The sequence below is a fragment of the Enterococcus rotai genome (assembly GCF_001465345.1).
GTDB lineage: Bacteria > Bacillota > Bacilli > Lactobacillales > Enterococcaceae > Enterococcus_L > Enterococcus_L rotai.
On the sequence record NZ_CP013655.1, the window covers coordinates 3,467,155 to 3,491,670 of the forward strand.

The 24,516-nt window shown below is 30.7% G+C and carries 25 protein-coding genes; 1 reads left to right on the top strand and 24 read right to left on the bottom strand.

What is annotated here, in order from left to right; translation table 11 throughout:
• Position 1 precedes the first annotated feature (1 nt).
• The 6 genes from prmC to ATZ35_RS15505 form a co-directional block, all read right to left on the bottom strand.
• A complete protein-coding gene (prmC, locus tag ATZ35_RS15480; protein WP_208928022.1) occupies positions 2–835 on the bottom strand; it encodes a peptide chain release factor N(5)-glutamine methyltransferase in 834 nt (277 codons plus the stop codon).
• Positions 828–1,901 (bottom strand): peptide chain release factor 1, encoded by a 1,074-nt coding sequence (gene prfA / locus ATZ35_RS15485; protein ID WP_208928023.1) that lies wholly within the window; start codon positions 1,899–1,901, stop codon positions 828–830. The genes prmC and prfA overlap by 8 nt, the downstream gene beginning before the upstream one ends.
• A 58-nt stretch (positions 1,902–1,959) precedes the next feature.
• Positions 1,960–2,556 (bottom strand): thymidine kinase, encoded by a 597-nt coding sequence (locus ATZ35_RS15490; protein ID WP_208928024.1) that lies wholly within the window; start codon positions 2,554–2,556, stop codon positions 1,960–1,962.
• Positions 2,557–2,722: 166 nt separating this feature from the next.
• Positions 2,723–3,916 carry a site-specific integrase gene (locus ATZ35_RS15495; protein WP_208928025.1) on the bottom strand — a complete coding sequence of 398 codons (1,194 nt, stop codon included), beginning with the start codon at positions 3,914–3,916 and terminating at the stop codon, positions 2,723–2,725.
• Between the two features lie 54 nt (positions 3,917–3,970).
• Positions 3,971–4,249 (bottom strand): helix-turn-helix domain-containing protein, encoded by a 279-nt coding sequence (locus tag ATZ35_RS15500; RefSeq protein WP_208928026.1) that lies wholly within the window; start codon positions 4,247–4,249, stop codon positions 3,971–3,973.
• 259 nt (positions 4,250–4,508) lie between these two features.
• Positions 4,509–5,900 (bottom strand): hypothetical protein, encoded by a 1,392-nt coding sequence (locus ATZ35_RS15505; RefSeq protein WP_208928027.1) that lies wholly within the window; start codon positions 5,898–5,900, stop codon positions 4,509–4,511.
• Between the two features lie 56 nt (positions 5,901–5,956).
• On the opposite strand from ATZ35_RS15505, the gene ATZ35_RS15510 reads away from it, so the two are divergent.
• On the top strand, positions 5,957–6,841 hold the full coding sequence (locus ATZ35_RS15510; RefSeq protein ID WP_208928028.1) for a DNA-methyltransferase: 885 nt from the start codon (positions 5,957–5,959) through the stop codon (positions 6,839–6,841).
• Positions 6,842–7,135: 294 nt separating this feature from the next.
• Here ATZ35_RS15510 and ATZ35_RS15515 read toward each other — a convergent pair whose 3' ends face one another.
• From ATZ35_RS15515 to ATZ35_RS15595, 18 genes are all read right to left on the bottom strand, one after another.
• Entirely contained in the window at positions 7,136–7,534 is a 399-nt protein-coding gene (locus tag ATZ35_RS15515) for a hypothetical protein (protein ID WP_208928029.1), read from the bottom strand.
• Positions 7,535–8,045: 511 nt separating this feature from the next.
• Positions 8,046–8,924: a hypothetical protein gene (locus ATZ35_RS15520; protein WP_208928030.1), complete on the bottom strand. Its 879-nt coding sequence runs from the start codon at positions 8,922–8,924 to the stop codon at positions 8,046–8,048.
• Complete coding sequence (locus ATZ35_RS15525) at positions 8,921–9,748, bottom strand: DUF4145 domain-containing protein (RefSeq protein ID WP_208928031.1); 828 nt, start codon at positions 9,746–9,748, stop codon at positions 8,921–8,923. Before ATZ35_RS15525 ends, ATZ35_RS15520 begins: the two co-directional genes overlap by 4 nt.
• 335 nt (positions 9,749–10,083) lie before the next feature.
• On the bottom strand, positions 10,084–11,025 hold the full coding sequence (locus tag ATZ35_RS15530; RefSeq protein WP_208928032.1) for a DUF4062 domain-containing protein: 942 nt from the start codon (positions 11,023–11,025) through the stop codon (positions 10,084–10,086).
• Between the two features lie 141 nt (positions 11,026–11,166).
• A complete protein-coding gene (locus ATZ35_RS15535; protein ID WP_208928033.1) occupies positions 11,167–11,787 on the bottom strand; it encodes a recombinase family protein in 621 nt (206 codons plus the stop codon).
• A 167-nt stretch (positions 11,788–11,954) separates the two neighbouring features.
• Positions 11,955–13,649 (bottom strand): DNA/RNA helicase domain-containing protein, encoded by a 1,695-nt coding sequence (locus tag ATZ35_RS15540; protein ID WP_208928034.1) that lies wholly within the window; start codon positions 13,647–13,649, stop codon positions 11,955–11,957.
• Positions 13,650–13,851: 202 nt separating this feature from the next.
• The gene (locus ATZ35_RS15545) at positions 13,852–14,145 is read right to left on the bottom strand and encodes a helix-turn-helix transcriptional regulator (RefSeq protein WP_208928035.1); all 294 of its coding nucleotides are present in this window, start codon (positions 14,143–14,145) and stop codon (positions 13,852–13,854) included.
• 313 nt (positions 14,146–14,458) lie between these two features.
• On the bottom strand, positions 14,459–14,605 hold the full coding sequence (locus ATZ35_RS15550; protein ID WP_208928036.1) for a hypothetical protein: 147 nt from the start codon (positions 14,603–14,605) through the stop codon (positions 14,459–14,461).
• A complete protein-coding gene (locus ATZ35_RS15555) occupies positions 14,599–14,799 on the bottom strand; it encodes a hypothetical protein (protein WP_208928037.1) in 201 nt (66 codons plus the stop codon). Before ATZ35_RS15555 ends, ATZ35_RS15550 begins: the two co-directional genes overlap by 7 nt.
• A gap of 169 nt (positions 14,800–14,968) precedes the next feature.
• The gene (locus ATZ35_RS16895) at positions 14,969–15,103 is read right to left on the bottom strand and encodes a hypothetical protein (protein WP_279614913.1); all 135 of its coding nucleotides are present in this window, start codon (positions 15,101–15,103) and stop codon (positions 14,969–14,971) included.
• A 108-nt stretch (positions 15,104–15,211) separates the two neighbouring features.
• A complete protein-coding gene (locus ATZ35_RS15560; protein WP_208928038.1) occupies positions 15,212–15,796 on the bottom strand; it encodes a hypothetical protein in 585 nt (194 codons plus the stop codon).
• 489 nt (positions 15,797–16,285) lie between these two features.
• Positions 16,286–19,453: a MucBP domain-containing protein gene (locus ATZ35_RS15565; RefSeq protein ID WP_208928039.1), complete on the bottom strand. Its 3,168-nt coding sequence runs from the start codon at positions 19,451–19,453 to the stop codon at positions 16,286–16,288.
• Between the two features lie 23 nt (positions 19,454–19,476).
• Positions 19,477–19,803, bottom strand: a complete 327-nt coding sequence (locus ATZ35_RS15570; RefSeq protein WP_208928040.1) for a hypothetical protein — start codon at positions 19,801–19,803, stop codon at positions 19,477–19,479.
• A 10-nt stretch (positions 19,804–19,813) separates the two neighbouring features.
• Entirely contained in the window at positions 19,814–20,053 is a 240-nt protein-coding gene (locus tag ATZ35_RS15575) for a hypothetical protein (RefSeq protein ID WP_208928041.1), read from the bottom strand.
• A 246-nt stretch (positions 20,054–20,299) separates the two neighbouring features.
• Positions 20,300–20,872, bottom strand: a complete 573-nt coding sequence (locus tag ATZ35_RS15580) for a recombinase family protein (RefSeq protein WP_208928042.1) — start codon at positions 20,870–20,872, stop codon at positions 20,300–20,302.
• Between the two features lie 438 nt (positions 20,873–21,310).
• Positions 21,311–21,808 carry a hypothetical protein gene (locus ATZ35_RS15585; RefSeq protein WP_208928043.1) on the bottom strand — a complete coding sequence of 166 codons (498 nt, stop codon included), beginning with the start codon at positions 21,806–21,808 and terminating at the stop codon, positions 21,311–21,313.
• Between the two features lie 400 nt (positions 21,809–22,208).
• Positions 22,209–22,667: a GNAT family N-acetyltransferase gene (locus tag ATZ35_RS15590; protein ID WP_208928044.1), complete on the bottom strand. Its 459-nt coding sequence runs from the start codon at positions 22,665–22,667 to the stop codon at positions 22,209–22,211.
• A gap of 120 nt (positions 22,668–22,787) precedes the next feature.
• The gene (locus ATZ35_RS15595) at positions 22,788–24,305 is read right to left on the bottom strand and encodes a flavocytochrome c (protein ID WP_208928045.1); all 1,518 of its coding nucleotides are present in this window, start codon (positions 24,303–24,305) and stop codon (positions 22,788–22,790) included.
• Positions 24,306–24,516: the final 211 nt, after the last annotated feature.

Sequence of the window (24,516 nt, forward strand, 5' to 3'; positions counted from 1 at the left end):
TTTATGAAACGATGATCATTCGATTATTACCAGATAAGTCTTGGGCAATTTCTACTTGTTTGTGCGCAAAGGCTTGCTGAAATAACTGTTTAACAGCTTGCCCTTGCTGAAAACCGATTTCTAGATAGATCTTACCATTTGGATTTAGCCGCTCTTTTGCTTCCTCAGCTAATTGTTGATAAATCGCTAAACCGTCGTTTTCCGCAAACAATGCCGTTTTTGGTTCAAAGGTGCGGACACTTTTATCCATCAAATCCCATTCGGCATTACTGATATAGGGAGGGTTTGAGATCAAGATATCGATTTTGGTCGCTTTGATTGGTTTTAGTCCATCACCATGAATAAAATCAATCGTAGCTCCCAAACGTGTCGCATTTTGTTCTGCTATTTTTAGTGCTTCCTCAGAAATATCGATTGCTATTACCTGCCAATCAGGTCGAGCTAATTTTAAACTGATTCCAATTGCGCCCGTTCCAGTTCCAACATCCACAACAGTTAACGGCTGATTTAGATTTTCCTTTAGACAACGATCAACTAGTTCTTCTGTTTCAGGTCTAGGAATCAAGGTATGCTCATTCACTAAAAACCGATGCTCAAAAAAATCGCTATAGCCTAACAAATATTGTGGCGGATAATTCTGCCCAAGTTGCTTTAAATCTTCCGTAATTTGCTGTTCCTCTTCTGGTGAGATTTCTTCTTTTAAATGAAGTAACCAGTCCGTTTTAGTCCAGCCTTTTCTTTCAAGAAAGACAAATAGAATACTGTATCCTTCTATCCCTTGTTTTTCTAAAAAAGAAGAAGCCCGTTCAAGGACTTCAAAATAACGGTTACCCATTTTGCATCTCTTCTAATTTTGATGTTTGATCGTATAAAACTAAAGCATCGACGATTTCATCTAATTTCCCAGCTAAAATTTGATCTAGTTTTTGAATCGTTAACCCAATACGGTGATCCGTCACACGATTTTGCGGGAAGTTATAGGTACGGATTCGTTCTGAACGGTCTCCAGTTCCTACAGCAGATTTACGATTTGCATCATATTCGCTTTGCGCTTCTTGTTGCATTTGGTCATAGACTCTGGCACGTAAAATTTTCATCGCTTTCTCACGGTTTTTGATTTGAGAACGTTCATCTTGCATTGCAACCGCAATCCCTGTTGGAATGTGAGTCAAACGTACAGCAGAAGCGGTTTTATTGACATGCTGACCACCAGCACCACTGGCATGGTAAATATCAGTACGGATATCTTTGTCAGCAAGATCTAATTCTACTTCTTCCGCTTCTGGTAATACAACAACCGTTGCAGTAGACGTGTGAATACGACCTTGGGATTCTGTTGAAGGAACTCGTTGAACTCGGTGTGCGCCACTTTCGTATTTTAATTTAGAGAAGACATTGTCTCCAGAAATCATCATGATGACTTCTTTATAGCCACCAATCCCCGTAATATTGGCCTCCATAACATCTGTCTTCCAACCTTGGGATTCTGCATACTTTTGATACATACCGAATAAGTCACCGGCAAATAAAGCTGCTTCATCGCCACCTGCGGCACCACGGATTTCCATGATGATGTTTTTGTCATCATTTGGATCTGTCGGCAATAGTAATATTTTAATACGCTCTTCTAACACTTCTTTTTCTTTTTTTAGTTCTGAAAGTTCTTCTTTCGCCATTTCAGCCATCTCAGCATCTAGTTTTTCACCTAATAGTTCTTCTGTATCGCTGATCCCTTCGACGACTTGTTTGTAACGGCGATAAACATCGACAGTTTCACGAGTGTTTGCTTCTTCTTTTGATAATTGCATAAAGCGTTTCGTATCACTGATCACTTCTGGATCGCTTAATAATTCGCCCAGCTCTTCATAGCGATCTTCAATTGATTGTAACTGATCGTACATAGTTAGTTGCTCCTTTTTTAGTTAAGTAATAAGTCTATTTTATTTTTCATTTTTTACTTTATTCATTGTTTGTTACTTGTTCACCATCGATCGGTGGATGGAAATAGTGATTACGGCATACGGGATAATAGGCTTCATTACCGCCGATTTGCACTTGCGTCCCCTCATAAACTGGTTGCCCATCGATATAGTGTAAATTCATTGTCGCTTTCTTGTGGCAGAACCAGCAAATCGTTTTTAGCTCTTCTAGTTTGTCTGCATACAGCATCAAATATTTTGAGCCTTCAAATAGTTCATTCCGAAAATCATTTTTCAAGCCAAACGCCATGACTGGAATATTCAATTCATCCACCACGCGAGCAAATTCGATCACATGTTGTTTTCCTAAAAATTGAGATTCATCAACCAAAATACAATAGGGTTTATAATCTAGCTCTTGGATCAATTGATAAACGTTTGTTTCTTTAAAAATCGGGATTGCTTCTCTTCTAAGTCCGATACGACTTGAAACGACACCAACGCCATCTCTAGTATCAAGTCCGCTTGTCATAATCACAACAGGTTTGTCCTGTTCTTCATAGTTATGTGCTACTTTTAAGATCTCAATGGTTTTCCCACTGTTCATTGCGCCATATTTAAAAAATAATTGTGCCATTACTTCGTCGTCACCTCTCGTTTAGTTCCTCTCGTATTTTACTATAAAACCGAAGTTTTTTACAGTGGTAAATTTAAGGCTTATGTATCAAGGGTTTTCACTTACCTAAAAATTTCTATATCTGCAGTCATACCTGCTCCTTTTTTTACAAGGACTGTAAAAATAATCATCCCACTTTAATCAGTGGAACAATTATCTCATCTGCTTTGTTAGCTATTTCTACTATATAATTAGGACTTGTATGGGTGTAACTATCTGTCATACTCTTATCTTTTTTGACATGACCTACATATTTACTTAGTTTATTTTTGGTTGTTTCATATTCTGTTAGTAGTGTAATAAACGTGTGTCGAAAGGCATGTGCAGTAAATTTTTCTCTTCCCATTGATTCACACAACACTTCTAATTTGTAATTTATTGTACTGTTAATGTATCTTCTTTCTTGTGCGATATTGTAAAAAACCACACCTGAATACTCACTATTTTCACGGTTAAATTTTTCTTCTGTTTTTTTCTGTGCCACTTTCCATTCTTTTAATAACTCTAGTAAATAATCTGAAGTAATTGGTATTACTCTATTAGAATCTGCAGTTTTAGGTGTTGAAACAGTCACTTTTCTTTTTAATTCTACTTGTGTTTTATTAATTGTTAATGTCTTTTTGTTAAAATCGATATCTGACCAGTTTAATGCTAATGCTTCTCCTATTCTAATTCCCGTCATTGCTAATAAACTAAATAATGCTTTGTATTGCGCTACTCGGCTATCGCTACCCTTCTTTAATTTTGTTTGCTCTTCAAATCCTTTAAAAAATTCGTTTAATTCTTTTGCTGTCAAATACTTTTCCTCCTCTTTTTTCTTAGCTTTTAATTTTGATTTTTGTACAACCACAATATTTACAGGGTTTAACCTAATTATTCCTGCATCTTTTGCCAACTCAAAAATTGATTTAATCATACTTAAATGGTTATTCATATTAGTATATTTCGGTGTTAATTCATCAATCAATTCTTGTATGACTGCTGAATTGATAGTTCTTATTTTTTTATTTCCTAATTTATCTTTAAAACCTGTTTTATATCTCGTTTCATACCCCATAATTGATTGTAATTTCACATCTTTTTTTCTGGTTAACTCAATCCAGTAATCGAAAACATCATCTACTGTAGAATCATAATTAAATTTGATTTTTACAATATCTTCCATTTCATCCCTATATCTTGCCTCTGCTAACCTAGCATCACTCTTCGTCCGAAACCCTCCTCTACAAATATCTCTTCTTTTTTTTGTTATTGGCTCTCTGATTGTAATTACAAATTTCCATCGAAAGCCTTTCTTTACCTTATATTTCGATACCGACATGTAACTTTTTCCCTCTCTTATTTTTGTTTTTTTCTCTAGTTTACCTCTCTAATTTTACTTATTATAGTTTCTCATCCATTCTTGTACTTCAATTAAATTATAACGAACTACTTTACCAAAACTAAAATATGGCATTCCTTGCTCTCGCATACGCATAATAGTGTTTTCCGATACATTTAATAGTTCTGCTAATTGAGTTTTTGTTACATATTGAAATTTACTTGCTTCTTTAATTGATTTCATATTTAAATCTTTCAATTCAATTGCTAACTCTTTTATTATTTGTTTTTGTTGCTCATCACTTAATATAACCATTAACCCATTATTTCCCATTGAATACTCCTTTCTTTTTATTTGTAAACTCATCTTATAATCTTAATCGTAATCATTCCACTGATTTTTATCATCTTGTTATCGGATTGAATAATTTCCTTTATTGATTAAGATAAATACATTACACCATCATAATCGTAATGCTTCCACATCGTTTTATCATTTCCCTATCTAATTTAATTCCTGTATACAAAAAAGACGTTAAAACACCTAATTTCAGGATATTTTAACGTCATAAGTATGGACACTTTTTCACTTCCTAATTTGATTTCCCAAATCTTTTTATGGCACCTGTTAAGTGATTCATTCGGATTTGATGAGTCTCACACAATAATTTTTGGATTTCATCTTGATTCAAATGGATATTTTCTACTTTTTTTTCTTCTTTGGCATAGATTTTGTAATAGTAAGCATACAACCGTTTGTATACTGTTTCTCTCTTAATACCTAATTTATCTGCAATTCCTTTAATTGAATTACCTTTAAGTAACTCTTTATGGATTTTTTCACCCGCATTCTTTGTAGATTCTTTTTTACTTTTTAAATGTTCATTCCTTTTCAGCACTCCAACTGCCCTTCTAAGTTTTGTGGAACTAGAAGAACTTTTTGATAATGCTGCTTTGAACAACACAGTTAGTTCATATCTTTTTGAATCTACCTCTTTCAACTTTAAAAAGTTTGCTACCTTTTCTGGAAAGAAAATAGTTAAACAGTCTAATTCTTTTGCTTGTTTATTAGATAAATGACTGAGCTTATTTTCAATTAATTCATATTCTTCCATCCATTGATTTGCTTGATTTATTGCCGATAATATATAGTAATTTTTATTACTATCAAATTTTGAAAGGAGTTGAATAACATAAAATAGATACAAATGATAAGCTGTAACCGAATATTTTTGATAAAGTTCATGATTAAATTCCTTTAATTGTTTACCAAATTCTTCCATCCCCAATGAATTATAAGGTATACCACTTAAATTTTCCAAAATAATAAGTAAACGTTCTTCTGTTTCAGTCATCAGTAAAACATAGTAAGTGATACTAAGATAATTTAGATAGCCTTCCCATACTTTATCAATTTCCTTTTCATCAACTTGATGAGCAAGAGGAACTCTAAATTTATCTTCCAAATGCTGTAAGTCTTGTCTTAATAATAATAGATACTCTGTTTTAGTCACTTCCTCTTGCACATTGTCTACTTTAATAGTTTGACTATCTTTTTTGAAAAAGGTTCTTGTTGTATATGCTTTGCGATAATACCTTAATAACCGTCTTCTTACTTCATAGTCGGCATACCTAATTGGTATTAAACCAAATATCTCATATAATAAATTCTTATCCGAAGTGTCTAGACCTAAATATTTATAGGCTAATTCTTGCATTATAGAAGTATCTTCTACTCGGTATCTAGACAATAGGAAGGCAACATCCCAATTTTCTTGAACAGATTTTTCACTGTTTATCCAGATTTTTACTAGCTCTATTGCTTCTTGTTCATCCTCTATTTCCTCAAACCTCAACTCTATTCGAGCTTCTAAAATTTGAATAGCATTATTTAAGTTCACAACTTTTTCATCAAACTCTACTTTAGAACAAATTTTTATCAAATCAGCAGTAATTTGTTTTGCTCTCACATTTAATTTATCCATACGTTTCTCCTATGATATAATCTTACTATTAAGTATATCAGAAAAGAGAAAATACTATGAATAAAATATTGAATACGATTACAAAAGGAGATTCTTTTGAACTAATAAATCAAGTTGATGACCACTCTATTGATTTATTATTAACTGACCCACCTTACTTTCTGAATGGTTCAGGAGGGTTTAAAGGAAAAGAATGGGATTCTTCTAAAAGTTTATTAGATGCTGCTACTATTGGAAAGATAGAATCTGGTATTTTAAACAAAACACAAGCAAAAAAAGAATACTTAAAAGCAGTAGAGGCTTATTTTATTAATATGACTACTGTTCTTCTTCCTAAATTAAAAAAAGACGGTACCTTGATTATATTTAATAGAAAACATAATCTAGATACCATTAACAATGTTTTATCTCAAGATAATTTTACTGCAGAAGAATGGAAGCTTTCCGCACTTTCTAAAGAGCAATCTCAGCCAAATTCAAGATGGTATACTACATATCTAGAATGGAAAAAAACGAATCCTAATCAACAAATTAATACATTAGATTGGTCAGAATATGCTTTGATTGCTAACAATATGACCATTTCTAACCCGAAGAAAATTTCGCAAATCCCACAATATTGGGATGATAATCTAAACTCGGATAATCAATACTATGCAACCTCACCATACAATTCTAAAACTATCTTTTACGATAATGCCAAACATGTATCACCTAAACCCATCTCTTTGTGGGCAGATTTGGTTAAAAGGTTTACTAAACCCAATGATTTAATCCTAGATATCTACTCTGGTTCTGGTACAACAGCAATGGTAGCAGAAGATTTAAATAGAAAGTATATTGCCTTTGAGTATGAAGAAGAACAAGTTATTCGTAGTTTAAAGCGCTTAAACGGTTTTAGAGACAATATGCCTCATACTGCATTTCCTTTTGAAGGATAAATTTAATAATAGATTTTCTTACATTCTAAAACTCAATTGTTTCTATGTAAAAAATTAAAAGAGAGTCTAAAGGATAATTGTACCTACACAAAATCACTACCTCTATTTAGTGAATTACCTATTTCTACTAATACATCCATTTTAAATGAACATTCTTTCTTTTCTCGGCACGCTAACTATTTTACTTTAATATTTTATAAAGATATTAACTTTTTTCACATCACAACTATTGACACTTTTATCTATTTTAAAATGTTCTATGTATGCACAAGTAGATTTTCTACTTGTGTTATTTTATATAAAATCTATTCTTATGTTTTTAAAACGTTCATCTTTAATTTCTTCTTTAATAATTTCTGCCACAGTATCTTTTGGATAAAATGATAAACCTTCTAGAATATCTGAAGGTATAGAAGATACAGAAATTAATAAACATTCAGTATCTGCAAACACATCTTCTAAACTCAATAAAATACGGATTCCCTCAAGTAAAGAGTCTACCCAATACTTTTCATCATACTCATCTAAATCAACAGAATTAAGCGCTACTGATAAGCTTCCACCAGTATATTCAAGAAAATTACTACCTTTATCATACTCTTTGTAATCCATGTCCATACCTACAAAATTCTTCGCACCATAAATACACATTCCTAATACCACCATTTGTTCTTTTAAAATTTCACTATTCATTTTATTTCCTCCTAATTAATTTTTTTGTACATGGTATTTTTATTAATTCCTTTCTTTTAAATTTTTACTTTCCAATGAAAAAAGTAATTATGTATTATATTTAATTTAGTGAAATTTGTTATCTTATTCATCTGAGCATCACTAGTATAACTCGTTTTTTTTATTGTTCAAGTCTTTCTTTATCATTTTATCTTTTCTTTTTTCTGTGTATATTTCTTCTTGTTGTTATATACAATACGACTTATTATATACAAAGATACTAGTAACAAATCAAACTCAATTTTAACTTACATTGAAAATTTAACCATCATCTTAGTAATTCCTCAAGCCTGTTTTTATCAGCTTTTTAAAGCATAAAATTTGTACACAAAAAAATGTTAAAAGCATGTTGAATTTCTACTTTTAACATCATAACTATGACATTTTTATTCTAAATTTACAGTATTACTTTTTAAATCATTTTCTATATACAACATGTATCTCAATAATTGTTGTATGTTTCAAAATAACTCTAAAGAGCAAGTCCTCTTCTAGGATTTTTCCTTTTCATAAAGCTACAAATTATTTCATCCATCTTTTCCTCATAATTTCCATCTAAAAATAAATCGAAATCAGGCGCATCAAACTCATTCAAAAATCCAATTTCTTTTAATTCCATTATCTCATCTAAATTTTTCTTATTAATAGTTACCCAAATGTCGGTATTGTGCAATACATTAAGCTTAATACATGAATCTTGTCTATTTTGAATACCTTCATAAAGGGTTAATCCATTCTCAAAGATAACAACGTAATCAGATTTAACATTCTCATCAATCAACTTTAAATCTTCAGTATCAGAGAAGATTTTCATGAAGTTACTGCCAGTAGCTTCATTATCAAAATCAATTTCATCTTTAAATATTAATTGATTTATTGCTATCTTTTTCTCTACTATAGCATCTTCTTCTTTCTTTGTAATTCGGTGGATTGACCTAAATAATTCTCTATCATATGGAACAAAGTCCAATGAAAGAACATCAGGTAAATTATTAGCACATATTTTCCTGACTTGAATTACTTCATTTTGCATATCGGCAATTATATCACTCATTGAACTATATTCTTTCGGGATATAGTCTTCATCTTTGTGAGCAGAATTTTTATCTCTCTCCTTAAATATCTTTTCAAGAATTTCATCTTTATTTTTCAAATTGCTTCTTTCTTTACGATTAGTAAAAGTTTTATCTATAACAATAGCACATTTAATATAAAAATCATCTCTTAAATCATTGATTTTCTTTCTTAAATCGATGTGTTGAAGTTCAGAATGGTTTATATTAATGAACATAATGCTATCCACACTCTTTTTAGCGTCTATCATATATCTTGCTACTTCCCATTTTTTCATCCTTCATCACTTTCTTCTTGTGTATTTGATATATAGCCTTTTATTAAAATAAAAAATATTTTTTCGAATTCAGAATATTCTTTCAATTCTTTTTCTTCAATTAAATCTTTAAACACCTTCGCTGTATCAACTACATTTTTCGAGATATTAAATTGCGGAAGATTAGAATTTAGTAGCTTTAATTTTTCTAACTGTTGTATAGCAAATTCTTTCGTTATCGTACTATTCTCATATAAAACAATTATAAAGTTAAATGCTCTTTCAGGTTCTAAATTCTTCAAATACGCCATCGATAATTTATCAATGATTATTAAATCAGCAACTGTTCCGATTGGAGTTGCTTTCCAAATTTCAGTTAAAATCTTGATTCTGTTATGCGGAGGAAGATAGCTTAAAATGTGCAACGGTAACCCCTCAAAAGGATTCTTCTTGAAATAGTTAATTATCATATCTTCAAAAATGTTAGTTATTATATTAATAGCTTGTTTAATTTCTTCCATAGTCGGTTCTACTTTACCAAAATGCGTACCTTTATTACCAATCACTCTTACCTTATGAAGTTTATTACCAATTTCTTCATCATAATAATCTCTTATGGCATTAATATTTTTATCTAACTTATCTCTACCCCACATTGCATTTGATAAATTGTATTCTTCTTTTAATTTATCCTTAAAAAAAAGGTTAACAATACCTTCTAGATATCGTCTTATCGTGGTAGCTCGCAAAACATTCCTTAAATCTTCATTCATATAATCGTGATAATCATCAAGTAATTCATTTGGAACTAAAACCGGCAACTCAATTTCATTAAACCTTTTCACTTCTCAACCTTCTTTCTTTTCTAGAGATATTACTACCTTTTCTCGTTCATATTTTTTGATGTAAGTACACAATGCTTCTCTGCTTATGCTATAGTATTGTGAATTTTTAATATTTTTTATTTTTAAATTATACATTTGTTCCATTTCAGGTAATTTAACAACAGAAGTGGGTCTTTGTAGAGACCCACTTCTCACTATTTAGAGTTCAAGTCTCAAACTAATCAATTTCTTTCGTAACACATTTAACTTGTGCTATGAATATATCAATATCTTTCCCCTTAGTTTCAATATATATTGGATATACAAGTTCAAATAAACTTTTTATTATGAGATTTCTAGAAAGGTAAAGAATCATCTTTAAAATCTATTATTGGTGGTCTCTTTTTCTTTAACTTAATTCCATTGACTTTCGCTACATTTTCCTTAAGAACTTTCTTAATTTCAATCCTTTGATTTCGTTCAATACTATATGAAATTATCTGACCTACTTCTTCATTTATATCTGCTTTTAATATTCCAACCTCTTCTAATTTATCTAAAGTATCATAATATCTTTCACTAAGATATTTTTCTAAATTATTTTTATTCTCCCAATCAATAATACGATGTATTGTATGATTTGATAGTGTAAATGTTCGAACCGCCTCTTCCATTGAGAATATCAATAGTAGTCGTTCATCATCATCAAAATCCATTTCATCAAACAATTTAGAAGTTTCTAAATTTAATGGTTCTTTTAATTGAGATATCAATGGTTCTTCACAGACATCATTATCTAATAATCTATTAACTTCTTTTGTCAAAAATTGTCTTATATTATCTGGGCTATATTTAGCATATAGACCTTTATTATTTTCTTCGAGTTCTCTTTGATATGCTTCTACATTTTTAATAGTTTCACTATTGATTTTTGGAATAAATTCTGTATCTAAGAAAAAAATTCCAATTCGAGCATTCGTCTTTTTAGAAAAATAATCAATTTCGTTCACAGTACCTGACCTACTGTTATTTATAGGTGTTCCAAGTGTGTAACCAAACAGAGCAATCATCAAATCACTATCTGAAACTATTTGACGATTAATAATTGTTTGACCTGAAGCATTTTCTCTGTACTCTGAATGAGAGTTTTTTTCCCATCTAATAGGCATTAATATGGTATTAGTCTGGTCAGTATGTTCATTATTCCAATAATGTATTAGTTTCTCTATTTCATCTCTTTGCTGTAAAACATCCCCAGGAGAAGCTATAAAAACTTTTACTAGATTCACTTGATTCATTTCAATCACCTCAGTTTCAGTATAGCAATTTTTTCTATAAAAATTAAGTTAAATCCTAAAGTTATTTACATTCTCACCCTACTTTATATCTATAATTCTTTTTATTACACTTGAAACTAATTGCTTATACAAATTAATCAATTATATTTTTGCCCTTAGTCTTATTTTTTTGACAGTATTCCTACTTATACCTAATTCTTCTGCTATTTTTAACATTGGTTGGTTATTCTCTAACCGTTTTAGTACTTCAAAATATGTATTTTTGTCTTTTCTATTTTTTGTATCAGACCTGTATCTAGGTAACGTTCCTTTATATTTTCCTTCTTTCTTAGCTCTTTTGATTCCTTCAGATTGCCTTCTTAACATATCTTTTCTTTCTTGTTCAGCTTTGTACCTTGTTACAACATTAATCACATCCCATACCATTTTTAGAACACCTTCAGTTGGAACTTCTTTTAAACCTAACATATCTAACAAATCTAAAGGAACAACAACTGCTCCCTTTATACTCAATTCCGCTGAAATACGTTCTTGGTCTACTTGATTTCTTGCTAAACGGTCTAATGCTACAACATAAATAAAATCACCTTCTCGAACATACTTTAACAATTCTTTTAGACCATTTCTTCCATCCAAACTTTTACCACTAACTGCATCATCTTCAAAATATTTTTCTATGTTATACTTTTCTAAAACTTGTCTTTGATTTTTTATACTTAAATCATCACTACTTACTCTCATATATGCTATTCTGCCCATCATCACTCCCTCCTCTGTCCTCTATTTTAAACTGACCACTTAATTTGACCATTAACTTACTATATTTAAATGCCGTTAATACAATTGCAAGGTTTGTTTAACTAAGCCCCCCTCTGACTGACCATCCTTAAAAAGCAACTCTTTTATTTATTATGGACAAAAATATTGGCCTAAAATCTTTCTAAAATACTCGTCCCTATATTGAATAGTTCCATATTGTCTACAATAACTATTGATATTTTTTTTCTTGACCTAGTAATATTCTGGAAAAACATTTTAACTGAATGATAGTATGAATTGCTAGTTCCAGTAAAAACTTCATATTTTCCGTTAGAATTAGGTTTGTATCCAAAATTTTTATCTAATATAACTATTACATTTTCAAACTCTTGTCCAATAACTTTATGTGGTGTTTCATCATCTGTCACTAATCTATCTAATGGTTCTTTCCCATATTGACTAGTTGCATATGTTAAAGGTTTAAAACCATTTTTTGATTTGAATGAAACATATTTTTTGGCATTATCCATATTTGAAAAATACTTTATTTCTATATTATTATATCTATTCGGCACTGAAATATTAATTTCTTGACGTAAAGAATTGATAAATTTCACAAAATCTTTCGAAAAAGATTTCTCACTAATTTTACCATCATAATTTTTTGCTATTCTATTTACAGTTTTGATAAAGTTAGCTAAATCATCCGAACTAAAATCAATATTCAAATCCAAAAAAGTTTCAAAACATGAATTGACATCATCTTTCGAGAGATTTTTTGTTTGATTGATAGGAGTTTTTAAAAATAATTTAATAAAATTTGCTAATTCTTCATTTGACCTAATTTTTTCAGTAAGTTTAAATTTGTTTCCTTTGTTTGTTATGGATTCCAGCTTACTTTTCACATCATATTCTATCTCACTATTATGCAAACATTGTTCCTTGTCCAAAGAGAATATACATGGTACTTTATTTAATGTACAATAGTGAACTATCTGTTTCAATTGCTTCTCTCTAATTCTTTGACTTTCATCAACAAATATAATATTGATATTTTCATTTATATTTTCGTTAAGTTTATACACAGGATGTATATTAAAACCATATTCATTCCTTAATTTTAGGTGACCATCATTCAAATTACCTACATGCAAAACTAACTCATTTTCTGACATGTTTTTAATAATGTCATATAAAAGTAAAGTTTTTCCTGTTCCTGCTCCTCCTTCTAACATAAAGAAATATTCATCCATTTCTATTTTTTTTAGTATTTCTTTCTTTATTTTTTCTTGATGATTTGTCAAAAAGTATTCGTCATTGATAAATTTATCTACTGTATTAAAAGGAGAAATTAGATAATTACTTGGCTCAAAAAATGCATCAATATTCTCTAAAGTTAACTTTTCATACTCTTGTTTGTTAATAATTTCAGCTAGTTTTTCGACACTTATCTCTTCCAATAAGAAGTCTTGATTCAATTGAAAAAATCTATTTTGTTCGGAAGAAAAAGAGATACAGTAACTTTCCACATCTAAAGCTGAAAGATAGCTCATTTTTCTTATTAGTTGTTTTTTCATCTTATCCAAATCCAAATCTGATTTCAATTCAATATTTATATGGTAGTTACTACCCATTTTCAATAAATCAAATTCTTCACCAATCTGCGGTATCTTATAACTTAAAAGAAACCCCTCTGTAACCCATGATATCCATTCTTCGGTGTAACTTAAACTTAAAGTATCAATTAATGATTCTACAGATTTAATCTCATGTAATTTTAAATCAATCATCATTCGCCTATTAAATTCCTTTATCTTTTCTTCATCATTATTTTTAATAAAATACGCATACGTTAATAAGTCCACTATACTAATCTCCATTTCGCAAAATTTTTGTATAACCTCTAAAGTCTTATTATTCATTCAAATAATAATTTATTATACACTATAATTACTTTTCCATATATATATATATACGTATAAATGTCTTTTATTTGAATATAGTAAAAATCATTTATCATTAGTTAATTGCTTTTCATATAACGCTTAAAAATTCGTTTTTCACTTGTTATCTTTCTCTTAATTTTTTGAACTTTCGATTAACAGTTCTTTCAGATACACCTAATATTTCTGCAATTTGTTTTTGAGTTAATGTCCCACTTAGCCATTTACCATAGGCTTTTTTTAGTGTTTCATCATCAATTTTAGAAGGTCTCCCCATTTTTTTTATTGATTGCTGCATTCCTTTTTTTATTTTCTTTCTCCTATTCCATTCTTCTTCACTGATACTATCATATCCACAATCTTTACTTTTGACTAAATAAATTGGATTATGTGGTATTATTTTTGGCGTATTGTTCATGTTATTCACCTCCTCCCTACTATCTTATTGTCCGTTTCAACAATGCTTTTGTTTCAGTAAATGCCCCTAGACAAAAAGAATAATTTTGCGTTTAAGACATTAATGTAAAATGTCATCTCTAAATTTTAATCATTGGTGACATTTCCGCTTTTAAGGTATAAACAGTTCCGTTTTTAGATAAAATTTTGTCTGATTTTTTATTCTTATCTAAAATGTCATCCCTGATATCACCTCACTAAATCGGACATATAGAATATTTTAAATAAAGAAAAAAGACACCTCTATATGACGTGTCAAATTATGTTACTATGTATTATTTTAAATTTTTTAGTATTTTTTTGAATATACCAATTACAAATTTATTAATATTACGTTCTTCTAACTTTCCACTTAAATAATCTTGTTGCTCCATTTTAATTATTAACTCATACATTAATTGCTTATCTTTTTTGCTTAACATTCACCTTCCCCTCCTTGATTTAGATTTTTTGCATGTTTATCTTTGTTTTCCAACAGTTTCTTAAAAACCCTTCGAGTAAATTGATTTATAAATTCTTGTTCCATTTCTGGTATTTCTTCATTTTCAATCACATACATTATATATGCCATACTAATTTTTGTATCTAAACCAAACTTTATTGTATATAAATCCATGTTCATCCCCTCCTATATAATTTAATTACTTGTTTCAGTTTCTGTTTTGTTTCACAAAATATTTGTTGTCCATGTGGGGTAACATTTCTACTTTTTTAATGCACAACTATTGACACTAATTCATAAAAAAGGAGTCCATTATTTTGGACTCCTAGGTTTGCTATGTATTTTATCTTAAATATTTTTCGACCATATTTTGTATGTACTGTATAGCCTCACGATAACCTCTTGAATCTTTGTCTGTCTCCGTTTCAACTATATCTATACATATCCTTAACATTTCTTCTTCCTTTTCTGTCATCATCCTTTCCACCTCTAGTTATTTTTTTATCTATAATAAGATTACCATGCTAATAGTAATCATGTTGTAATTTGTTATCCGATTTTATTTATTTTAAAAATTAGTAGTTACCTACCTATTGATTAGGTCATCATAATTTAATTTTTTTTGCTTAAACGCAACTTTGAATTGTTCTCTTCTTGCTTCTTTTTCTTCTGATGTTGTATTTTTTGCTTGCTCAACTATATAGGACGATTTATATTTATTTGTATAGTTTTTTTGTAGTTTAAAAATATTCATATCAATCCCTGTATCGCATTTAAAATCTATACTAACTTGTTTTTTTACATAGATTTTTTGGATTATTTTCAGCCATTTTATCAGGTATTTTCTATCTTGCCCATTAGTAATAGTTTTTAGGTTACTGTATGCTGATTTACCCTGTTTTGCTTTGTTTAATATATCTAGGTAGTATTTATCGAGGGATAGATAAACCGTTACCCTATCAGTGTTTTTAATCCTATTATCTTTAACGATATCATGCTCTAAGCAATGCAATAAATATGCCACACTATCCATTTTGATATTATCACTATGTATTTCCTTCCATCTTATTTTATGTATTAGATATTTACTATTCTTCTTCTTAACTCCCTTATATTCAATTATGTCTTTTTCTCTGTCTTTATAATATTTTACTTGTATATGATGTTCCATTTCCTCCCTCCCGTTATTTATAATCCTTAGTACATTATCTGTACTATCACATCTATGTATGTAATCTAGTATATATCCATCCCATCCGTTGACTCTAATTTTAATCTATTGGTCTATTTTTGTAAAATTTAAATAGACATCTTTAGATATTACAAAAACAGCGTTTAGCCTTTACTTTTAAGACATTAATGATTATATCCAAAATTGGTATACATATAATTTCGTGATTATTATTAACTTTTTTAACTCTTGGGCTTAAATTGGATTTATTTCATTTTTTATTTTTTAATATTATTTCAATCTGTCCATATAGTTATTTTAAGCACCAATAAAAAGCCGCCAGATTAGTTCTAAGGGTTTTAAAATTTGATTTGGTATATTTGTACCAAAAACTTACAAAACACCCTAGAGAGCCTCCCAGAGCCTTTTGATTTTTTTGTAAAAAAAGAAGACACAAGTATTGACACTTGCACCTCCTAATTATTGATACTATACTAGATTATTAATTGCTTGTTGTAATTTTAACACAACATTATTAATATCTGATTGCGAAACATCAGGGTTGTCGTATACGTATTTAGCATCGGCTAATTTAATCATTAGTGTTGACCAAGAATGTACATTATAGTTTGATTCATCTAGTGTTAATGCTAAATTGTAAGCTTCTAGCAGTTGACTTTTATTTACTGTTTCAATTTCTGATACTTGCTCCTCAACTTCTTGTTTTGCCTCAGTATCAGTAGTTTCTTCTGTTACTTCAACAGTAGTTTCAATTGTGCCCTCAGTTGCTTCTTGTTTACTACTTTCTGTTTGTTCTACTTTTGTTTCCTCAGTAGTTTCAATTTCTTGTGTTGTTTCTTTTGGCAATTCTTCTGGAATTTCTACTGTTTCTTGGATGTTGAATTTTAATTCTCTTTGTTCTTTTGGAACAGTTACGCTACGTGTTTTTGTTGGTTTTGAGTAATTTTTAGCTCCTAAAAATACACTTCCCATTGTATATTTACCACTGCCATTTTCTTCTAAATGGATACCCACTGAACCTTCATTGATTCCGTTTAATAGCAAGTTGGCATTATGCCCTGGACTATTAATCCATGCATTAACTACGATACTTGCACCGTTTTGGGCTAACCATTCCAAACTACTTGGGTTGTTATACATCCCAATATTTTCGGCAAATACTACATTTTCGTAGCCATAATCATATGGTGCATCTGCTCCATCTTCTCCATTAGGGCGAGTGTGTTCGTACAAGGTAAAGATTTCCTCAGACCGTACATCTGCTCCTTGTTGTAGTGCTGACTGGTTATTAAGTCCAATTAATCCATTGCTTTGACGGTGTGCATTGATTAAACCTAATGCTTGGCTTGCAATTGCTTGTTCTACTTCTGATACGTTTTGTTCTGGTGGTGTTACCACATCTTTCTTATAAACAAATGTTACTGTTTTATCAACATCTGCTGTTACTGTTTGTGTATATTCACCTTGTACTGTATATCCTGCAAAGGTACTTGATAATGCTGTAAAACTTTTTCCTTGTTCTACTTGTACGGGTACATTCGTTCCTAATACGTTACCTTCAGTATCCACATGCTCTACATCAATTGTAACCATTGTTGGTGGAATTACTTCATCTTTCTTATATGTGAAAGTAATTGTCGTATCCCCAGTTACTGTTACTGTTTGTGTAGTTGCTCCTTGTAATGTATAACCTGTAAGTGCCATTGCATTTGCTGTAAACTGTTTTCCTTCTTCTACTTCTACTGGTACTTCTGTTTCCAACATTTTTCCATCTGTATCTTTATGATTTACAGTTACCATAAATTTGTTTACTTCTGGTGCTTTTTCTTCTAGATTATTGTAAGCATTTTGTAAATTTGTGTTTGCTTGGTCTACCTCAGCTTGTGTTACTCCTGCATCAGATAACACACTATTAGCCACACCTAATGCTGTTTCAAACTCTGTCCAACTATCGTTAGTATAGTTACTCTTTTGAGTATCTTTTACATTATTTACTGTTGTTTGTAGTGTTGTTTTATCTACTACTACAGGTGTTTCATCTTTTTCATACACGAATGTTAATGTTTTATCTCCATTTACAGTAATTGTTTGTGTATCTGCTCCTTGTAAAGTATATCCTGTAATTGTTTTTGCACTTGCAGTAAATGTTTTTCCTTCTTCTACTTCTACTGGTGTATCTGTATCCAATACATTTCCTTCAACATCTTTGTATTCTACTGTTACGTTAAATTTAGTTACTGGTGTTGCATCTTTTTTGTAGATAAATTTAATTGTTGTATTTCCAGTAACCGTTAGTGTTTGTGTAGTATCCCCAATTACTGTATAACCATCAATAGTTTTTGCTGTTGCTGTAAATACTTGTCCTTTTTCGATATTTTCTGATACAGAAGTATAAGCAATATTTTCTCCATTTTCATCCAAATATTGTACTGTTACATCAAATTTTTCTACTGGTGCAGTATTTTTACTATATACAAATTTGATTGTTGTATTTTTGCTAACCACCACTGTTTGTGTAGTTTCTCCTTGTAGAGTATATCCAGTGATAGTTTCTGCAGTTGCTGTATAAGATTCTCCATCTTCTACTTTAACTGTGTTTGTATCTGCAATAGTGTTGCCATCAGTATCCACATGCATAATTGTTACATCGAATTTTTCCGCAGGAATTGGTGTTTCTGCATTTTTCTTATACGTAAATGTAATTACTTTATCTGCATTTACTTTTACTGTTTGTGTAGGTTGACCTTGCAACGTAAATCCTTCAAATGTTTTTGCAGTTGCTGTAAATGATTTGCCTTCTTCTACTTTCACATCCGCATCTTTGTCCAACACATTTCCTTCAGTATCTTTGTAAATAACCGTCACATTATATTCTTTTACTTCTGGTTTTACTTCTGGTTTTACTTCTGGTTTTACTTCTGGTTTTTCAGGTTCTGTTGGTTTTTCTGGATTTACTGGTTTCTCTGGCGTTGTTGGTTTTTCTGGATTGGTTGGTTTATTGATTTCTTGACCGTTATTATTTCCAGTATCTGTCTGATTTGAATTGCCATTCTGGTTATTTCCACTCATATTATTTTTAGAGTTTAGATTTTCATCTGAATTTTGATTCAAATTAGTTTCTACTTGTGTTTTTACATTACCATCCGTATCTGCTAATACAGGATTTTTTGGAATATCAGAATTTTGATTTGCAAATGACTTGCTGCTATCTACTTTATCATTATCATCCAAGACTTTATCAGCTACAACGTTACCATCTTTATCTAAAATTGTTATATGATTGCCATCAAAATGGATAACTCTTCCAATTTCAAGGGCATAATGGTCACCATTTGTTAAATTAATGTTGTTAATTTCTGCTAACGTTTCCACTTTTATGTTAGTTACTTGCGAAATTGCCCATAGAGTATCCCCACTTTTTAAGGTGTAGGAAGTTGCTCCTTCTTCAATTTGGATTGATTCTGGACTATTGGCAAACCATTCATCCGCATAAACATTGGTTTGAATCGACATTCCACTAACCAATAAAGTTGAGAATAACATACCTTTTATAACCCAATTTTTTTTAGATTTAACCATACGGCATTTGTATTTTTCTTCCGTTAATGCTTTTTGTAAACGTTTTTTCTTTGTCATTTTTAAAATTCTCCTCTTTTAAATTATAATAGTTCTTTATTTTCATTGGCTAATTCTGCTTTTAAATTACCTGCAATTCTATTCAGAATCATCAAACTAAATAAATAATAGATATTAGTTAATACCACACATATAATAAATGCTTTTTGATTTTTATCCTCAAAATACATTCCCAAAAATGATTTGATACAAAGGATTACAAACAAAAATATGATAAAGTAAAATCCACCATTTAATAAGACACAAGGCAACATACTAGCCACTAAAAAATACGTTGTGATGCTGTTTGTCTCTTTTCTTTTTGCCCATAACCGTAATTCTTCAATTTCTTTTAAACTTAATTCTTCCATATTTTACTCCTTACTTAAATTTGTCTTTTAATATCCCATTTACTGATTTTATATGATAGATATCTTTTTTAACTTGTCTTCCTTCTGATTTAAATTCTAGAGTTTTTGCTAAAAATCCATCATTATAAGTGATTTCAGTATCCAAATTGTATTCTTCCCTTTCCCCGAACCGATTAATTATCACTATACGCCCTTCTTCAATCACTAATTTACTCTCATTAATAGCTTGTGCAAATCCTTTAATATCCATATTTAGCCTTAAGTCTCCTTACTTTTTAATAGGTAATAAAAGAACGACATGAACATGCACAAAAAAACCGATTTAACGGATTTGGAAATCCATTTAAATCAGCTTTTCGATATGTATAAATTTTTTTATCTATGTAAGGTAACTATCGTTCTTTTATTACCTGTTTACTAACTTTTTTGCGCTTTTTATTTAACCACATATTTAGTTTAACATGGACTATACTCAAATAAAAGTCCTAAATCAATTTCAGTTTAACAAATTGTTTCTTTTTCGTACATTGTATATAGTCTTAAGGCAAACATCACAATATTCTGCTATTTCTTGTAAGATATAATTCCCGCTAATATACATTTCTACTATCTTCTGCTCAGTCTCTTCATCGATTCGTTTTTTACCTAAAATCACACCATTTTTTTTTGCTTGCTGTAATGCCGATTTTGTACGTAATGATACGTTTTCACTTTCCATCTCGGCAAATGTTGCTAAAATATTAAATATTAACCTACCCATGGCAGTACTGGTATCAATATTTTCATGGATTATTTTTAGATGGATATTTCTTTCTCTTAAATCCGCCTCTAGATTTATTAATTGCCTTACACTTCTTGATAATCTGTCTATCCGATAAATTAAAAATGTATCACCTGTTTCCAATTTTTTCAAAGCTTTAGTTAGTTCTTCTCTATCAGTTTTTCTTCCAGATACCTGCTCAGTAAAAATTTTATCTGGTTTAAAAGGTTTAAATGCTTCTAACTGTACTTCTATTCCCAAATCCTGTTTATTAGTGCTCGTTCTTCCATATGCTATGGTTTTTGCCATCTTAAATCATCTCCTGTATTCTATTTATCATCTCCATTCTATAATTATTCATTTCAACATACATATTATTTCAGTATTTACTCTTAATTGATACTGTAAGTTTTGGTTTAATCTTTTTGTTTTTTACTTTATGACTCTTAACTTAAATTAAGTTTAACATCAAAATTATGTTGTTGTCTTAAAAGTGTTATCATCTTTCTAGATTTCTTTCTCTGATGTGCAATCAAGCTATATAATATCTAGCAAAATTTGCTTTCATTTTTTTATAAAGTCTCTTCAAACGTTCTTTTCATAAAAAAATGTACATAATTATAATTCACAACTACTGACACTTCATATACTTTTAAACACCCTAAAAGACGTTCTATCAAGTTCAAAATGTGGTTATACAATTTTATACCTTCCTCTTGTAAAACCACCCAGAACGAAAACCTGACCTTATTTTTCTTCTTTTGTTTTCTCATTCTTCAAATTGTCCGTTTTTATTATTTTTTCGGAAATTTTATCTGCTATTTTCTCTAAATCAGAATTTAATCGCTCTAATTCTTCCAAAGCCTTTCCATATTTATCAATAATAGCTTGCTCTGATTTATTAAAAGCATAATCTTGTACCTCTAATTTGATACTTATCGCCTCTTGCAAATATTTATTGGATATACCTGCTAAATAGTTCAAGTTATTGTTGGTTAAAATAAATACATTTTTCCCTTCTACATTCTTAATAATTTTAATTCCTTCAACTGCCTTACCACCTTTTTTAATACGAGTTTGTAATCCAACAACAATACCTTCTCTACGTTCCCCATCAAACACTAATTCTTTAGCAAGTTCTTTGTCTTCAAAAAGATAATTCCAAAATTCACTTACTGTAATTCCCTCACTTTTTTCCCCCAATACTGTATATAATTTTTTTAGTACTTTGCTAGTTGTAGACATCTCGACCACACACCTTTCTTTGTTTGTATAAGGATGATACCTCTATCTACAACTGTAGTCAAATCTTTCTTAAAAAAATATACCTGCTATAATATACCTGCTCTTATAAAACTTCCTGCATCTTTCATGCTCTCAACTGGACATCTCTTTTTCAAAAACATTATTTTATCAATGGTATTGCTCTGTTTTACTCTTCTCGTTTATCAGAAAAGAAAAATTACTATATTTTTGATAAAAAAGCAGTATTTTTGAAAAATTGCTTTCTTAGTTTTTGAAAAGAAACCATATCCGTAAACGAAAATAGAAAAGAAAAACTGCTTTTTTACTTAACCGCTCTCGTTAATTGTCACTATCAACATTTAAGAAATAGGTTAAGCCTTTAGAATCATCTACTATTTATTTATAATTCGCGCCTATACATCCTAGTTTTTGTAAGTTCTCCATCGCCTTGAACCATACCTATAAATTTCCAACCATACCTCTCGTAAAATGTAGAATGATCCGTTATAAGGTAAAGATAATCGTTTCCTTTGTTTTTGAAATCATCGCAAACGAATTGAAGCATGTTTCCTGCTAACCCTTGATTTCGATAAGAATCTTCAACATAGACAGCACATATGTTAGGTGTTAAATCTTTTCGATCATGAAAATCATTTTCTATGACTCCGATACCTGCTACAATTTTTTTGTCATCACAAACAATATACCATTGTGGAACAGAAGCAGTTGAATTTATGCATGCTTCCATGCTTTGAATGTACGCTTCAATTGGTATCTTCCATTTTTGATGAAACCATTCAGCTGCCTCTAGTAGAAGCTCAGGATACTCTTTTATTTTTACTATTGTAAAATCTTTCATTTTTTTCTCCGAATTCTGATTTTATTTATAGTATAACGTTATTTATACACTCTCACAATCTCTAATAAAAAAACTGACAGATACACATAAGTGTTATATCTGTCAGCTTAATCAAACTATTTATTTTTGTGCTGAAGCAAAGTTCGCTGCTTCTGTACCTGATTGACGACCAAAGATGATAATATCCGCTACAGCGTTTCCGCCGATACGGTTTGCACCATGTAGTCCACCGGTTACTTCACCAGCGGCATACAAGCCTTTGATTGGTGCGCCATCTTCTTTCAATACTTCTGTTTTGGTATTGATTTTCACACCACCCATTGTATGATGGATTCCTGGTGCGATTTTGATTGCGTAATAAGGTCCAGTTGATAAATCGTGATCCATACCTGTTGCACGGTTATATTGAGTGTCAGATTTTGCTTGGACATCTTTGTTCCATTGCTCAATGGTTTCTTTTAGTTTTGCTTCAGGCATATCGATTTTTTTCGCTAGTTCTTCGATTGTTTCACCTTCTACAACAAAGCCTTGTTCATCATAAAAATCAATGGCTTTGGCACGTTCACGAACACCTTGATCGAACACCAAGTATGCTGATTTTTCTGGTAAGGCAGTGATTGCAGCGGAAACTTTATCACGAGTATCCATTTCGTTAACAAAACGTGTTCCCTCTTTTGAAGCTAAAATAGCTCCTTCACCACGGACCACTTCACCGATCAAGAATGATTTATCTTGTTGAACAGTTGGATGGATTTGGATTTCTTTCATATCGACTGTGGCACCACCAAGTTTTTCGATCATCTTGATCCCGTCACCTGTTGTTCCTTCTTGATTTGTTGTAACGTAATCTTTTAATTTTGGATCATATTTTTCTAGCATTTCTTTGTTAGCACCAAATCCACCAGTTGTTACGATTACAGCATTTGATTTGATTTCTTTGGTTTCATTATCGTTTAGTTTAACTTTGACACCATTAACTTGTCCGTCTTTTTCAGTGATTTCAGTTACGTTGGCATTAACGAATAGCGGAATTTTTTCTTCTTTAACATTGCGAAGTAGTCCGTCTACTAGATAACCGCCGATTGCTGATCCGTCAGCTGGACGATGAGTACGTTTTTCGCTCATACCGCCTGTGATCGTCAAGTTGCTTAGCTCGATCCCTTTTGTATCTAACCAATCGATCGCATCTGCTGAATGGTCTACGAAAAAGCGCAATAGTTCTTTATCATTCGTGCCTTTTCCGCCTTTTAAGGTTTCTTCGAAGAATTTGTCGTTACTGTCTGTGATGCCTTCTTCTTTTTGGTATTTTGTTTCAGAAGCGTTCATACCTGATGATGATTTAATCGTGTTTCCACCAGCAACAGGCATTTTTTCTAGTATAGCTGGATTCATTCCTGCTTCTTTTGCTTGTAAAGCAGCCGTCATTCCAGCGCCACCTGCACCGATGATCACGATATCGTATTGGTCTTCTAATTCACTTAAATCTGTATAGCCATTGGCTGAAGCGCCAGAAGTCACTTCTGTGCTTTCTTTTGATTCTTTACTTTTCTTAGCTGTTTTGTCTTGATCACTTGTACACCCTACAGCGATTCCCGCAAATAAGCTCAATGATAGTAAACTCATAATAACTTTTTTCATTTTTTCCCCACCTCAGTAATTTTTACCCATACAATCCTGATTACACAATTTTTTTAACTCCCTTACATAAATGTGATTCTATTCACATTTGATAAGAAGCGTAAATACCAGTTAAAAAAAAATGATTTCACTCCTTTTTAAAAAGAATCAACATGTGAATGTTACTTCTCTCACAATTAAAATAGCATGTTCTGATTAATTTGTGCGATAT

Bases quoted from the DNA above. Each gene is read 5' to 3' on its own strand.
- prmC (WP_208928022.1), bottom strand. From the start codon at position 835: ATGGGTAACCGTTATTTTGAAGTCCTTGAACGGGCTTCTTCTTTTTTA.
- prfA (WP_208928023.1), bottom strand. From the start codon at position 1,901: ATGTACGATCAGTTACAATCAATTGAAGATCGCTATGAAGAGCTGGGC.
- ATZ35_RS15490 (WP_208928024.1), bottom strand. From the start codon at position 2,556: ATGGCACAATTATTTTTTAAATATGGCGCAATGAACAGTGGGAAAACC.
- ATZ35_RS15495 (WP_208928025.1), bottom strand. From the start codon at position 3,916: ATGTCGGTATCGAAATATAAGGTAAAGAAAGGCTTTCGATGGAAATTT.
- ATZ35_RS15500 (WP_208928026.1), bottom strand. From the start codon at position 4,249: ATGGGAAATAATGGGTTAATGGTTATATTAAGTGATGAGCAACAAAAA.
- ATZ35_RS15505 (WP_208928027.1), bottom strand. From the start codon at position 5,900: ATGGATAAATTAAATGTGAGAGCAAAACAAATTACTGCTGATTTGATA.
- ATZ35_RS15510 (WP_208928028.1), top strand. From the start codon at position 5,957: ATGAATAAAATATTGAATACGATTACAAAAGGAGATTCTTTTGAACTA.
- ATZ35_RS15515 (WP_208928029.1), bottom strand. From the start codon at position 7,534: ATGAATAGTGAAATTTTAAAAGAACAAATGGTGGTATTAGGAATGTGT.
- ATZ35_RS15520 (WP_208928030.1), bottom strand. From the start codon at position 8,924: ATGAAAAAATGGGAAGTAGCAAGATATATGATAGACGCTAAAAAGAGT.
- ATZ35_RS15530 (WP_208928032.1), bottom strand. From the start codon at position 11,025: ATGAATCAAGTGAATCTAGTAAAAGTTTTTATAGCTTCTCCTGGGGAT.
- ATZ35_RS15535 (WP_208928033.1), bottom strand. From the start codon at position 11,787: ATGATGGGCAGAATAGCATATATGAGAGTAAGTAGTGATGATTTAAGT.
- ATZ35_RS15545 (WP_208928035.1), bottom strand. From the start codon at position 14,145: ATGAACAATACGCCAAAAATAATACCACATAATCCAATTTATTTAGTC.
- ATZ35_RS15550 (WP_208928036.1), bottom strand. From the start codon at position 14,605: ATGTTAAGCAAAAAAGATAAGCAATTAATGTATGAGTTAATAATTAAA.
- ATZ35_RS15555 (WP_208928037.1), bottom strand. From the start codon at position 14,799: ATGGATTTATATACAATAAAGTTTGGTTTAGATACAAAAATTAGTATG.
- ATZ35_RS16895 (WP_279614913.1), bottom strand. From the start codon at position 15,103: ATGATGACAGAAAAGGAAGAAGAAATGTTAAGGATATGTATAGATATA.
- ATZ35_RS15560 (WP_208928038.1), bottom strand. From the start codon at position 15,796: ATGGAACATCATATACAAGTAAAATATTATAAAGACAGAGAAAAAGAC.
- ATZ35_RS15565 (WP_208928039.1), bottom strand. From the start codon at position 19,453: ATGACAAAGAAAAAACGTTTACAAAAAGCATTAACGGAAGAAAAATAC.
- ATZ35_RS15570 (WP_208928040.1), bottom strand. From the start codon at position 19,803: ATGGAAGAATTAAGTTTAAAAGAAATTGAAGAATTACGGTTATGGGCA.
- ATZ35_RS15575 (WP_208928041.1), bottom strand. From the start codon at position 20,053: ATGGATATTAAAGGATTTGCACAAGCTATTAATGAGAGTAAATTAGTG.
- ATZ35_RS15580 (WP_208928042.1), bottom strand. From the start codon at position 20,872: ATGGCAAAAACCATAGCATATGGAAGAACGAGCACTAATAAACAGGAT.
- ATZ35_RS15585 (WP_208928043.1), bottom strand. From the start codon at position 21,808: ATGTCTACAACTAGCAAAGTACTAAAAAAATTATATACAGTATTGGGG.
- ATZ35_RS15590 (WP_208928044.1), bottom strand. From the start codon at position 22,667: ATGAAAGATTTTACAATAGTAAAAATAAAAGAGTATCCTGAGCTTCTA.
- ATZ35_RS15595 (WP_208928045.1), bottom strand. From the start codon at position 24,305: ATGAAAAAAGTTATTATGAGTTTACTATCATTGAGCTTATTTGCGGGA.